This window comes from Pseudomonas azotoformans, assembly GCF_001579805.1.
In the GTDB taxonomy this organism is placed as follows: domain Bacteria; phylum Pseudomonadota; class Gammaproteobacteria; order Pseudomonadales; family Pseudomonadaceae; genus Aquipseudomonas; species Aquipseudomonas azotoformans_A.
This window is the reverse complement of sequence record NZ_CP014546.1, coordinates 4704487-4716520: the sequence shown is the minus strand read 5'-3', so window position 1 is coordinate 4716520 and position 12034 is coordinate 4704487. Positions and strand designations below refer to the sequence as shown.

Genomic DNA, 12034 nt, shown 5'->3' with positions numbered 1-12034 from the left:
TATCGCAGAAATGGATATGTACTCCGGTCTCAGAGCTCTAGCCCCTGACACATAGCCTTCGCGGGCAAGCCCGCTCCCACATTTTGATCGGCTTACACCTGATACAGCTCGGTCGACCAGCAGGCCGCCACGGGAGCAAGCTCCCTCGCCACAGGTCTAGAGCACTGAGAGCAAGGTGCCACCGAGGAACAGCTGATCCAGCCAGAACACCTCATGCAACAACACAATCACCCAAAACAACACCTGGTAAGACACCTTGCGCGTCTTGTGCCGGAACACCTGCTGGGCAATCAACGCCCCCGGCCAGCCGCCCGCCAGTTCCACGGCGTGCAAGATGTTTTCCGGAGTGCGCCAGCTGTCAGTGCGCGCCTTGCGTTTGTCGCTCCAGTACAGGAAGAACGCGATCACGCTGACCACGCCATAGGCCGCCAGCGGAATCACAGTCTCGCCGCGCTGCCATACCAGCACCGAACCCAGCAGCGGCGCTGCGCATAACAGCACGAAGATCGCCGCTTTCAGACGGGGATGCTGGATCATCATGCCTTGGCGGCCGCCCAGTCGATCCAGCCGAACTGCCAGGTCGCCAGGATCAGCAAGCCGAACGCAATGCGATACCAGGCAAACACGGCATAGCTGTGGCTGGCGATGAACCTGAGCAGGCCCTTCACCGCGATCATCGCGAAGATGAACGAGGTCACAAAGCCGATGGCAAACACCGGCAAGTCCGCCGGCTGGAACAGGTCACGGTACTTGTAGCCCGAATAGACCGCCGCACCGACCATGGTCGGCATCGCCAGGAAGAACGAGAACTCGGTGGCAGTCTTTCGCGACAGCCCGAACAGCAAGCCACCAATGATGGTCGAGCCGGAACGCGAGGTCCCTGGGATCATCGCCAGGCACTGGGCCAGGCCGACCTTGAGCGCGTCTTTCCAGGTGATGTCATCCACGGTTTCAGCGTGCACTTCATGCTCGCGGCGCTCGGCCCATAACATGATCACGCCGCCGATCACCAGCGCCGTGGCCACGGTGATCGGGTTGAACAAGTAGTGGTGAATCAGGTCGGCAAAAATCACCCCCAGCACCACCGCCGGCAGGAAGGCGATCAGCAGGTTGACGGTAAATCGCTGGGCCTTGCGCTGGGTCGGCAGGCCGCTGACCACTTCGAAAATCTTGCCGCGAAACTCCCACACCACCGCCAGGATCGCGCCCAGCTGGATAATGATGTTGAACGCGTTGAAGCGGTCGCCGGTAAAGTCGAGCAAGTCGGCGACGATGATCTGGTGGCCGGTGCTGGAAATCGGCAGGAACTCGGTCAGCCCCTCCACAACGCCAAGAATCAATGCCTGTATGGCGGTCCAAAAATCCATGCTTCCCCCAAAGGTCTTGCTCTATGGCAAGCCTCGTTAATCTTTTTAATGGTTCACTGACGACAAGACGCGGTGTTGAGTTTCAACCCCGACCTGCAAAAATCTTGTGAAAAATCAGACAGTACTCAGGTTTTCCGAATACAGGCCGAAAGCCTATCAGACAAGGCGGAAAAGTCGATGCGGCACCCACAATTATAAAAAGCACGGAGTGACAGGACGATGAACAGTTTGCGCAATATGTCGATCAGCCGGCGCCTGTGGCTGATCCTGATAGTCGCCGTGCTGATGCTGCTGGCCTTGGGTTTGCTGATGCTCAAGCAGATTCATGACGACCTGTACCAGGCCAAGCGCCAGCAAACCCAACACGTGGTGCAGACCGCCAGCGGGATCCTGACGTTTTATCACGGCCTCGAAACCACCGGCGTGATGACTCGCGAAGCCGCCCAGAAGCAAGCCTTGAGCGCGGTGCGTGGCTTGCGCTACGACCATGACGACTACTTCTGGATCAATGACCTCACGCCCGTGATGATCATGCACCCGGCCAACCCCAAGCTCGACGGCCAGAACCTTTCGGCCATCCGCGACCCCGACGGTTTTGCCGTGTTCAACGAATTCGTGATCCTGGCCAAGGCCAAGGGCGCCGGCATCGTCAACTATCGCTGGCCGAAACCGGGCGCCGAAGCGCCGGTGGCCAAGACGTCGTATATCCAACTGTTCCAACCCTGGGGCTGGATCATCGGTTCCGGCGTGTACGTGGACGATGTGCAGGCTGAGTTCAGCGGCCAGGTCTGGAAAGCCTCGTTCATCGGCCTGGGTATCGCCGTGGTGATGGCGCTGCTGGTCTCGCTGATCGCCCGCAGCATTGTGCGACCGTTACAGGACGCAGTGAACGCCATGGGCAACATCGCCAGCGGTGAAAGCGACCTGACCCGTAGCCTCGACACCCACGGCCAGGACGAAGTCACCCAGCTGTCCCGGCACTTCAACAGCTTCACCGCCAAGCTGCGCCAAGTAGTGGGCCAATTGCAGGTGTGCGCCAATGCCCTGGGCCAGTCCTCACAGGAACTGGGCAGCAACGCGACCCAGGCCCATGACCGCAGCCAGCAACAATCCCAGCAGATGGAATTGGTGGCCACCGCCATCAACGAAGTCACCTACGGCGTGCAGGACGTGGCCAAGAACGCCGAACACGCCGCCAGCGAAATGCGCGACGCCCAAGCCCAGGCCCAACAAGGCCAGGTGAATATCGACGGCAGCCTGCAGCAGATTGACCAGCTCTCCGGCACCATCAGCCAGGCAGTGGAAGTGATCCGCACCCTGTCTGCGGAAAGTACCCAGATCGGCAGCGTACTTGAAGTGATCCGTTCGATTGCCGACCAGACCAACCTGTTGGCGCTTAACGCGGCGATTGAAGCAGCCCGCGCCGGCGAACAAGGGCGTGGCTTCGCCGTGGTGGCCGATGAAGTGCGGCTGCTGGCCCAGCGCACGCAAAAATCCACCGCCGAAATCCAGGGCATGATCGAACGCCTGCAAGGCCACTCGGAAGCGGCGGTCAAGGTGATCAGCGACAGCCACAGCGCCTCGCAACTGACTATTGAACAAGCCGGCCAAGCCGGTGCCAGCCTGACTGCCATCGGCCAGGCGCTGCGCAACCTCAATGGCCTCAACGCCTCGATTGCCAGCGCCACCCTGCAACAGGCCCACGTGGTGGAAGACATCAACCAGAATGTCACCCAGGCCGCCGGCTTGTCCCACAGCACCGCACTGGCGGCGGAACAGTCGAGTGTGGCGAGTGCGCACTTGCGCGGCCTGAGCGAACAGCTCGACGGCCTGCTGCGCCAATTCAAGGTCTGAGCGAAACGGCGGTGATTTGTTTACAATCACCGCCCTCTTCCACTCTCCCAAGGAACCTCCATGTCCGGGCTTGAACTGTTCGCCGCCGCCCTCGGGGTGATTGCCGTGTGGCTGACCGTCAAGCAAAACCCCTGGTGTTGGCCCATCGGCCTGGTGATGGTGTTGCTCTACACCTGGGTGTTTTTCGACGTGAAACTCTATTCCGACATGCTGTTGCAGGTGGTCTACGCCGCACTGCAAGTCTACGGTTGGTGGCAGTGGACCCGCGCCGGCGCGATCAAGCAAGGGCGTCAGGTCACCAGCCTCGGCGTGCCGGCGATCATGGCCAGCCTGGCGGTGGGCGCCGTCGGCAGTCTGTTGCTCGGTGCCGCCATGGCGCACTGGACGGATGCTGCCCAGCCTTGGCTCGATGCCGCCCTCACCGGCTTCAGCCTGGTAGCGCAGATGTGGATGGCGCAGAAACGCGTGCAGTGCTGGCCGTTGTGGATTGCCGTGGATGTGATCTTTGTCGGGCTGTTCCTCTACAAAGGCCTCTACCTCACCGCCGCGCTCTACGCGCTGTTCACCGTGATTGCCGTGCAAGGCTGGCGTGAATGGCGCGCCGACCCGGCGTTGCACGCATGAAGGTGGTGGTACTGGCCGGCCCGGAGTCCAGCGGTAAAAGCTGGCTGGCGGCGCAGTTGCAAGCGCATTTCGGCGGGTTGATGGTGGGTGAATACGTGCGTTATTTCATCGATCACCATCAACGCGACACCACCCTGGCCGACATCCCGGCCATCGCCCGTGGCCAACTGGCCTGGGAAGACGCCGCCCGCGCCCAACAGCCTGATCTGTTGATCCTCGATACCCACCTGCTGACCAACAAGCTCTGGAGCCAGACCCTGTTCGGCGACTACCCGGCCTGGCTCGACAGCGAGTTGCTGGCCCGCCATTACGACCTGCACCTGTTGTTGTCGCCGGAGGATGTGGAATGGACCGCCGACGGCCAACGCTGCCAGCCGCAACTGGCGGATCGCCGGGCGTTTTTCCAGGGCAGCCTGGAGTGGATCGAGCACCATCAGCAGCCCGCCCTGGTGATTCGTGGCGACTGGATACAGCGCCGCGCCACCGCATTTTCGGCGGTCGAACAGCTACTCGCCGGCACGCTCCAGGTTGGCGTTCACCCTTAGCAGCAACGCCAGCAAGGTCGCTTCCTCCTCTTCACTGAACCCTTCCAGCGCCTGCGCCGTCCCCTGCTGCATGACCGCGCGGGCGGCGGGCATGCGTTTGCGCGCCGCGTCGGTCAGGGTAATGAGGCGGCTGCGTCTATCCGCCGGGTCGGCCACCCGCTCGATCATGCCGTCACGCTCCATGCGTCCCAGCAACTGCGCCATGCTCGACTGCTCGACACGGACGATGCGCACCAGCTCGGCTTGGGGCAAGCCTTCGCTGTGCTTGAGCGCCACCAGTACCGGAATCTGCGCGACAGCGAAGCCGAGTTCTTTTAGACGACCTTCGTAGAGACGGACGAAACCCCGGCCGGCCAGGCCGATCTGTTGCATGGGGTTGGGGGCAGGCGTTTGAACGATCATCAGGGCGTTGACTTTCCATAGGATCCTATGAACAGAATGTATAGGATCCTATAAACATCGCCAAGGACAATCTCCATGACGCCCCCATTACGCATCGCCATTATCGGCGCCGGCCCCGGCGGATTGACCTTGGCGCGAATCCTTTTTCGCCATGGCATCGCCGCCAGCGTGTTTGAGCGCGAACGCGATCCGCTCGAACGCCCGCAAGGTGGCACGCTGGACCTGCATGTCGAATCTGGCCAGCTCGCCCTGCAGCGTGCAGGCCTGGAAGACGCGTTCAAGCGCATCGCCCGATACGAAGACCAGGGCTCACGCCTGATGGATCATCACGGTGAGTTGCTGTTTGAAGACCCCAATCCGGACGCGGGTGACCGTCCCGAAGTCGACCGCACGGCCCTGCGCCAGGCGCTGCTGGATTCGCTGCCGCTTGGCTGTGTGAACTGGGGCGCAGGTATCCACGAAGTCCGGCCGGTCGGTGATGGGCGCTGGACGTTGCATCAAGGCCCTGTCACCTACGGCCCCTTCGATCTGGTGGTCGGTGCCGACGGGGCCTGGTCGAAAGTACGCCCGCTGCTGTCGACCTATCAGCCGCAATACAGCGGGTTGACCTTCATCGAGTTTGGCATCGACGATGTCGACCACCAGCACCCGCACCTGGCCAAGCTGGTTGGTCGAGGCAAGCTGGAAGTCGCCGGGGAAGCCAAATCGATCATGGTGCAACGCAACGCGAATGCGCATTTGCGTGGCTATGCAATCTTTCGCGTACCGCCCGACTGGGCAGCCGATCATCTCAGCCTGCACGCGCTAAAAGTCCAATTCAAAGGCTGGCATCCGCAGGTGCTGGCGCTGTTTGATGCGGCAAACGAGACGGTACTGGCGAGGCCTATCTACGCCCTGCCCGTGGGCCATCGCTGGTCCCATCGCCAGGGGCTGACGTTGATCGGTGATGCCGCCCACCTGATGTCGCCGTTTGGCGGCGAAGGGGTGAACGCGGCGATGCTGGATGCTGCCGAGTTGGCGCAGCACTTGCTCGAGGCCCCTGACTGCTCGACAGCAGTCCAGGGGTTTGAAAACCACCTGTTCGAACGGGTGATACCGGCAGCCCAGGGCAGCGCCGAGGGCGCCGCCATCCAGTTATCCCATGACAGCCTGGCGCTGTCCCTGGCCCACCTGCATCACCACCTCACGCCTCAGTAACCCAAGGACAGGCCCGTGTTGCGCCGCGGGTCATTCGCGCCATAGAAGCGGTTGTTGCCCACCGGCTTGCCACCCAGCGACGGCGCCCCGACCAGGATCGCCGCCAAGTGGTTGGCATCCTGCGGCCCGGCAAACTTGTGGCCCCAGCTTTCAAGGATCTTCTGGGTATCCGGGCTCACCGCGAAGGTCTCCAGGTTGGTGGTTTCCGGCATCCATTGCTGGTGGAAACGCGGCGCGTCCACCGCTTCCTGGATGTTCATCTTGTAGTCGATGACATTCAGGATCGTCAGCAAGGTCGCGGTAATGATGCGGCTGCCACCCGGCGTACCCACCACCATCACGGCCTTGCCATCCTTGGTCACGATGGTCGGGCTCATCGACGACAGCGGCGCCTTGCCCGGCGCGATGGCGTTGGCTTCACCCTGGACCAGGCCGTACATGTTCGGCACGCCGACCTTGACGGTGAAGTCGTCCATTTCATCGTTGAGGATCACCCCGGTCTTGCTCGCCATCACGCCCGCACCGAACCAGTCGTTGAGGGTGTAGGTGACCGAGACCGCATTGCCCCACTTGTCGACGATGGAGTAGTGGGTGGTGTTATTGCCTTCATGGGGCGATACGCCAGGCTTGATCGCCTGGGAGTCACCGGCTTTTTGCGGCTCGATGGCGTCGCGCAGTTTCGCCGCGTAGTTTTTGTCCAGCAGGTGCTCGATCGGGTTCTTCACGAAGTCCGGGTCGCCGAGGTAGCTGTTGCGGTCCACGTAGGCGTGGCGCATGGCTTCGATCTGGTAGTGCAGGCCCTGGGCCGAGTGATAGCCGAGGTCGGCCATCGGGTAACCTTCGAGGATGTTCATGATCTGGCAGATCACCACGCCGCCCGAGCTTGGAGGCGGTGCCGAGACCACGTGGTAGCCACGGTAGTCGCACTCGATGGGCGCCAGTTCCCGGGTCTTGTACTTGTCGAGGTCAGCCTGGGTGATGATGCCTTTGCCGGCCTGGCTGGAATCCACCAGGGCCTTGGCGACCCAGCCTTTATAGAAACCGTCGCTGCCCTTGGCCGAGATTTCCTTGAGGGTCTTGGCCAGGTCTTTCTGCACCAGCTTCTGGCCGACCTGCATCGGCTGACCGTTGTGCAGGAAGATCCCGCGCAGGTCCTTGTCTTTTTCGAACTCACCGGTGGCGGTGTGCAACAGGTCGATATCGCCCTGCTCCAGCTCGAAGCCGTTCTCCGCTAGCTTGATCGCCGGGGCGATGACTTGGGCGCGCTTGAGGGTGCCGTATTTGCTCAGGGCCAGTTCCATGCCCGAGACGGTGCCGGGCACGCCAACGGCCAGGTGACCCTTGGCGCTGAGGCCTTCAATGACATTGCCGTCTTTGTCCAGGTACATGTTGGCGGTGGCCGCCAGCGGGGCTTTTTCGCGGAAGTCGAGGAAGGTCTTGCGCCCGTCCGCCAGTTGCACGGTCATGAAACCGCCGCCACCCAGGTTACCCGCCGCCGGGTACACCACCGCCAGTGCGTAGCCCACGGCCACGGCCGCGTCGACCGCATTGCCGCCGGCCTTGAGCACATCCACGCCCACGTGAGTTGCCAAATGCTGGGCCGTCACCACCATGCCATTTTCACCGGCCACCGGGGCCTGAGACGCGGCGTGCACACCACTGACTGTCAAGACCAGGGCGGTGGCTATCAAGGTACGGCTGAAGGGTTGGTATTTCATCCATGGCTACTCTAGTTATTGAGACGCACCAAAATAGCCCGCCGCGAATTTAATCCCCAGCGCAATGGCGTTTTTATTACAGAACTTGTCGGTCATAGAACGGACACGAAAAACCCCATGCTATATTTCGCGCCCAGACTGTCTGACCAGGCACTTTCACATGGCGATCAAGAAGACCGGCATCCGCGCCCAACAGGCCGACCAGACCCGTGCGCGCATCCTGCAGGCGGCAGTCAAGGTGTTCACCCGCGACGGTTACTCCGGCGGGCGTGTCGACAGTATCTCCAAGGAGGCGGACTCAAACGACCGCATGCTCTATTACTACTTCGGCAGCAAGGAACACCTGTTCGTCTGCGTGCTGGAACACACCTACGAGCAGTTCAACAAAGCCGAAAGCAAGCTCAAGCTGAACCTCGATGCACCAGAGCAGGCGCTGCGTGACCTGGTGGCGTTCATCTGGCATTACTACGTCAAGCACCCGGAGTTCGTGGCGATCCTGAGCATCGAAAACCTGCACCAGGGCAAGCACGCGCAACAGTCCGGCGAGATGCGCAGGTTGTCCGGGGAAGCGGTCGGCGTGCTGCGCCCGATCATCGAGGCGGGCCAGGCCCAAGGCGTGTTTCGCCTGGATGTGGACCTCAAGCACGTGTACTTGATGATTGCTTCGCTGTGCTACTTCTATAATTCCAACCGCCACACCCTCAGCTCGTTCCTCGGTGAAGACCTGGCAAACAGAGGCCAGCAGCAGGATTGGCTGGGGTTCATCAGTGACCTGGTGCTGCGCGGCGTGACGCCTTAGTGGGTGCCTGGATTGGCGCGCAAATGCGCCACCTTCTGTTCCAGGCCATTCCACTGCGGCGCGTTCGGTGCGAATTTGCCGCGTAGGTACGCCGCCAGATCCGCCACCTGGCTATTGGACAAACTGTCCTTGAACCCCGGCATGTACCCCAGATCCTTGGTCGCCGGGTTGCTGATGCCCTGCAAAATCACCTTGATCAAATTATCCGGCTGATCGCTGTGTACATTGGTATTGGTCGCCAACGACGGGCTCACCCCAAACAGTTTCGGCCCCAGGCCATCCGCATGGCAGGCCTTGCAGGAGCCTTCGAACACCCGTCGACCGTTCGGATTCGGCACGCTGGCCGCCGCAGCCACCTGGGTCTCGGCAGCCGCATCACCGTTGAGCGAGGCCAGGTACACCGCCATCGCGCGGATATCCGCCTTGGGCAGTTTCGACAATTCACTGACCACCGGCCCCATCGGGCCAGCCGCCACGCCATGGGCGTCGGAATAGCCGGTGCTCAGGTAGCTAAACAGTTGGTCTTGGGTCCACGGCGTCGGGGCCTTGGACAAACCATTGAGGGCCGGCGCCTCCCAACCATCGACCCTGCCACCGGCCAGAAAGGATTTGCCGCCCTTCTCCGCGCCCATCAGGTTGCGCGGCGAATGGCAGGCGGCGCAGTGGCCCAGGCCGTTGACCAGGTAATTGCCGCGATTCCATTGCTCGCTGCGCTCAGGCTGCACCGAAATTTCACCGCGCCGCAGGTTCAGGGCATTCCAGCCCGCCATCAACGGCCGCAGATTGAACGGAAAGCTCATCGCATTCGGCGTCGGCGCCTGGCTCACCGGGGCCTGAGACATCAAATAGGCGTACAACGCCTGCATGTCCGCATCGTTGATATTGCGAAACGCCGTATAAGGAAACGCCGGATACAGATTGCGCCCGTCACGACCAATACCGTCACGCATTGCCCGCTCGAAGGCCGGGTAGGACCAGGCGCCAATGCCGGTCTGCACATCCGGGGTGATATTGCTGCTGTACAGCGTGCCGAACGGCGTCTGCATCGCCAGCCCACCGGCATTGGTCGCGCCGCCAGGCGTCGTGTGGCACACCGCGCAATCGCCCACCGCCGCCAGCAACCGCCCGCGCTCCAAAGTGGCCTTGGACCAAGTGCCGGCGCTGGGCGGTGCAATCGGCGCGATTTCACTGTGGAACGGCCAGGCCGTCGCCAGCACCGCGCCCAAGGTGGCGAACAGCGCACCAAACCACCATTTGCGGCGTTTCTCCGGCGACTTGGCCGGCTCGCCCAAGGTGCCCGCATTCAACGCTGCCAACACCCGCTCCGGGGTGATCGGCAACTCACGAAAACGAATGCCGGTGGCGTCATAGATCGCATTGGCAATCGCCGCGGCGCTGGGCACCGACGCCGACTCTCCGGCGCCCATGGGTGGCTGGTCCTGGCGCGGCATCATCATCACGTCGATCTGTGGCACTTCGGGGAAGGTCAGGATCGGATAACCACCCCACTCCTTGCTCGCCACCGTCGACTCTTCAAACGTCACCCGCTCCTTCAACACACGGCTGGTCGACTGGATCACATTGCCGTGGATCTGGTGCTGCACCCCGGCCGGGTTGATCATCATCCCCGAGTCATGCCCGATCACCACGCGGGTCACCGACACATCGCCCGTCTGTTTGTCGATGGCCACATCCGCCACCCACGCCGCCCAGGCCGCGCCGAATCCGGGGAATTTGCTGTGGATGTAGCGCGCGTAGGCAAAGCCACGACCACGCAGCAGATGGTCCTCGTTGGTAGTTTGCATCGGCGCGGTGCGCGGCGCCCAGTTGGCGCGTTCGGCGGTGGATTTCACCAGGTCGATGGCGCGCTCGTCCTTGAGGTAACGCAGGCGGTATTCCACCGGGTCGACGCCGGCGGCGAACGCCAGTTCGTCGATGTAGGACTCGTGGGCAAAGGTGTTAGGCAAGGCCGACACGCCGCGCATCCACGACGCGCGCACGATGGGCGCCATATCGTTGATGGTCACGCGCATATTCTCGATGTCGTAAGGCGGGATCGAGGTGCGGTCGCCCATCTCGAACATCGCCGCCACCGGCTCGACGCGGCCGGTCAGCAACAGCGCCAGGGTCGGCGCGCCATTGGAGGGGTAGCTGGTTTCAAAATCGTAGGCGGCAATGCTGCCATCGGCGTTGAGGCCGCCATCGACATCCATCAGTTGCGCGGTGCCCTTGGGCTCCCACAGGTGTTCCTGCTCGCGGGTCAGTTGTACGCGCACCGGCTTGCCCACCGTACGGGACAACAGCAAGGCATCGGCGCACACATCATCCGCGCAATTGCGCCCGTAGCAGCCGGCGGCTTCCATGCGGATCACATCGATCAGCGCTTCATCGCACTCCAGCAGCCATGCCAGGTCGGCCCTCAGCAGGTGCGGGTTCTGGCTGCCCGACCACACCCGGCTGCCGGCTGGCGAATAATCCGCCACGCCGCAGGACGGGCCGATCGAACCGTGCATCTGGTACGGCCAGAGATAACTGCGCGGCATACGTTGGCTGGCGCCGGCCAGGGCTTCGTCGACATGGCCCTGGTCAAGCACGGTACGGCGTACGCGGGGGTTGTCGCGGATCGCCTGTTCAACATCACTCATGTCCGGTAACGCGTGGTTCCAGGGTTTCCAGTGCACCTGCAATTCGCTGGCGGCCTTGACCGCCTGCTCTTCACGCAGCGCCACCACACCGACAAAATCGCGGATCACCACCACCGCGACGATACCGGGGATATGCGCGATGGACGACTCATCCACGCTCAACAGGCTGTTGCCGACAAAATCGCCGCAATCGAGCCCGGCATACGGTGGGCGAATCACTCGGCCATGGAGCATGCCCGGCACGCGCATGTCGTGTACGTAGGTCAGCTCGCCCGTGGCTTTGCCGGGGATATCCACTCGCGCAGCGCCCTTGCCCACCAGGCGGTAGTCCTCGATGGGTTTGAGCGGCGCGTCACCGCTGATGCGCAGTTGGTCGTGCTGGCCGCTGACCAGTTCGGCATACGTGGCGGTGCGCCCGTCAGCTGCGTGGATGACGCCAGCATCGACCTTCAGGCTGGCCGTGCTCACACCCAGGCGCCCCGCCGCCCGCGCCAACAGGAAACGCCGTGCTTCGGCTGCGGCATTGCGCAGGGGCACCGCGGATATCTGCAAAGTTGCACTGGCGATGGTTGCCCCTTGGTTGGGCACACGCTCGGTGTCGCCGAGCACCATCTTCACCTGCTCCATCGTCAGGTCGAGCTCTTCGGCGACGATCTGCGCCAACGATGTGCGAATGCCGGTGCCCAGGTCCACATGGCCATTGAACGCGTACACCAGGCCGTCATCGTTTACCGCAATGAACAGCCCCAGTTCCTTGGGTTTCACGGTGGGCGTGCCGCCCTTTGCCACCGGCCCCGAAGGCGGCAGCACGTCATCGACGATCAACAAAACGCCGGCCTTGGCCAGCCACTGGTCACGGGAAAGCGGGGTGTCGGTCATGGTC

Annotated in this window: 10 protein-coding genes; 5 read left to right on the top strand and 5 right to left on the bottom strand. The window is 62.5% G+C overall.

Translation table 11 applies throughout. The features are described from left to right. Positions 1-156: 156 nt before the first annotated feature. Together AYR47_RS21680 and AYR47_RS21675 are read right to left on the bottom strand one after the other, a co-directional pair. Positions 157-540 carry a DUF1294 domain-containing protein gene (locus tag AYR47_RS21680; RefSeq protein ID WP_038850426.1) on the bottom strand — a complete coding sequence of 128 codons (384 nt, stop codon included), beginning with the start codon at positions 538-540 and terminating at the stop codon, positions 157-159. Next, on the bottom strand, positions 537-1367 hold the full coding sequence (locus AYR47_RS21675; RefSeq protein ID WP_033901182.1) for an undecaprenyl-diphosphate phosphatase: 831 nt from the start codon (positions 1365-1367) through the stop codon (positions 537-539). The genes AYR47_RS21680 and AYR47_RS21675 overlap by 4 nt, the downstream gene beginning before the upstream one ends. 219 nt (positions 1368-1586) lie before the next feature. Here AYR47_RS21675 and AYR47_RS21670 point away from each other — a divergent pair, with 219 nt between their 5' ends. From AYR47_RS21670 to AYR47_RS21660, 3 genes are read left to right on the top strand one after another with little or no spacing between them, the layout of a single operon-like run. After that, complete coding sequence (locus tag AYR47_RS21670) at positions 1587-3221, top strand: methyl-accepting chemotaxis protein (RefSeq protein ID WP_016977989.1); 1635 nt, start codon at positions 1587-1589, stop codon at positions 3219-3221. Positions 3222-3281: 60 nt separating this feature from the next. After that, entirely contained in the window at positions 3282-3845 is a 564-nt protein-coding gene (pnuC, locus tag AYR47_RS21665; protein ID WP_033901184.1) for a nicotinamide riboside transporter PnuC, read from the top strand. Then, a complete protein-coding gene (locus tag AYR47_RS21660; RefSeq protein ID WP_033901185.1) occupies positions 3842-4390 on the top strand; it encodes an AAA family ATPase in 549 nt (182 codons plus the stop codon). The genes pnuC and AYR47_RS21660 overlap by 4 nt, the downstream gene beginning before the upstream one ends. Here AYR47_RS21660 and AYR47_RS21655 read toward each other — a convergent pair. Then, positions 4352-4792, bottom strand: a complete 441-nt coding sequence (locus AYR47_RS21655; protein ID WP_051422114.1) for a MarR family winged helix-turn-helix transcriptional regulator — start codon at positions 4790-4792, stop codon at positions 4352-4354. The genes AYR47_RS21660 and AYR47_RS21655 overlap by 39 nt on opposite strands. 75 nt (positions 4793-4867) lie before the next feature. On the opposite strand from AYR47_RS21655, the gene AYR47_RS21650 reads away from it, so the two are divergent. Next, the gene (locus AYR47_RS21650; RefSeq protein WP_033901186.1) at positions 4868-5989 is read left to right on the top strand and encodes an FAD-dependent oxidoreductase; all 1122 of its coding nucleotides are present in this window, start codon (positions 4868-4870) and stop codon (positions 5987-5989) included. Here AYR47_RS21650 and ggt read toward each other — a convergent pair. After that, on the bottom strand, positions 5983-7707 hold the full coding sequence (ggt, locus tag AYR47_RS21645; protein ID WP_061436788.1) for a gamma-glutamyltransferase: 1725 nt from the start codon (positions 7705-7707) through the stop codon (positions 5983-5985). The genes AYR47_RS21650 and ggt overlap by 7 nt on opposite strands. Before the next feature lie 160 nt (positions 7708-7867). Between ggt and AYR47_RS21640 the strand changes: the two genes are divergently transcribed. After that, positions 7868-8506, top strand: coding sequence for a TetR/AcrR family transcriptional regulator (locus tag AYR47_RS21640; RefSeq protein WP_061436787.1), 639 nt, complete (start codon positions 7868-7870; stop codon positions 8504-8506). Here the strand turns inward: AYR47_RS21640 and AYR47_RS21635 are convergent. Next, positions 8503-12030 carry a molybdopterin cofactor-binding domain-containing protein gene (locus AYR47_RS21635; protein WP_061449466.1) on the bottom strand — a complete coding sequence of 1176 codons (3528 nt, stop codon included), beginning with the start codon at positions 12028-12030 and terminating at the stop codon, positions 8503-8505. The two genes, AYR47_RS21640 and AYR47_RS21635, sit on opposite strands and share 4 nt — an antisense overlap. Positions 12031-12034 lie beyond the last annotated feature (4 nt).

What these genes read in the sequence shown, in the direction of transcription:
- AYR47_RS21680 (WP_038850426.1), bottom strand. Translation starts at nt 540, where the DNA reads ATGATGATCCAGCATCCCCGTCTGAAAGCGGCGATCTTCGTGCTGTTA.
- AYR47_RS21675 (WP_033901182.1), bottom strand. Translation starts at nt 1,367, where the DNA reads ATGGATTTTTGGACCGCCATACAGGCATTGATTCTTGGCGTTGTGGAG.
- AYR47_RS21670 (WP_016977989.1), top strand. Translation starts at nt 1,587, where the DNA reads ATGAACAGTTTGCGCAATATGTCGATCAGCCGGCGCCTGTGGCTGATC.
- pnuC (WP_033901184.1), top strand. Translation starts at nt 3,282, where the DNA reads ATGTCCGGGCTTGAACTGTTCGCCGCCGCCCTCGGGGTGATTGCCGTG.
- AYR47_RS21660 (WP_033901185.1), top strand. Translation starts at nt 3,842, where the DNA reads ATGAAGGTGGTGGTACTGGCCGGCCCGGAGTCCAGCGGTAAAAGCTGG.
- AYR47_RS21655 (WP_051422114.1), bottom strand. Translation starts at nt 4,792, where the DNA reads ATGATCGTTCAAACGCCTGCCCCCAACCCCATGCAACAGATCGGCCTG.
- AYR47_RS21650 (WP_033901186.1), top strand. Translation starts at nt 4,868, where the DNA reads ATGACGCCCCCATTACGCATCGCCATTATCGGCGCCGGCCCCGGCGGA.
- ggt (WP_061436788.1), bottom strand. Translation starts at nt 7,707, where the DNA reads ATGAAATACCAACCCTTCAGCCGTACCTTGATAGCCACCGCCCTGGTC.
- AYR47_RS21640 (WP_061436787.1), top strand. Translation starts at nt 7,868, where the DNA reads ATGGCGATCAAGAAGACCGGCATCCGCGCCCAACAGGCCGACCAGACC.
- AYR47_RS21635 (WP_061449466.1), bottom strand. Translation starts at nt 12,030, where the DNA reads ATGACCGACACCCCGCTTTCCCGTGACCAGTGGCTGGCCAAGGCCGGC.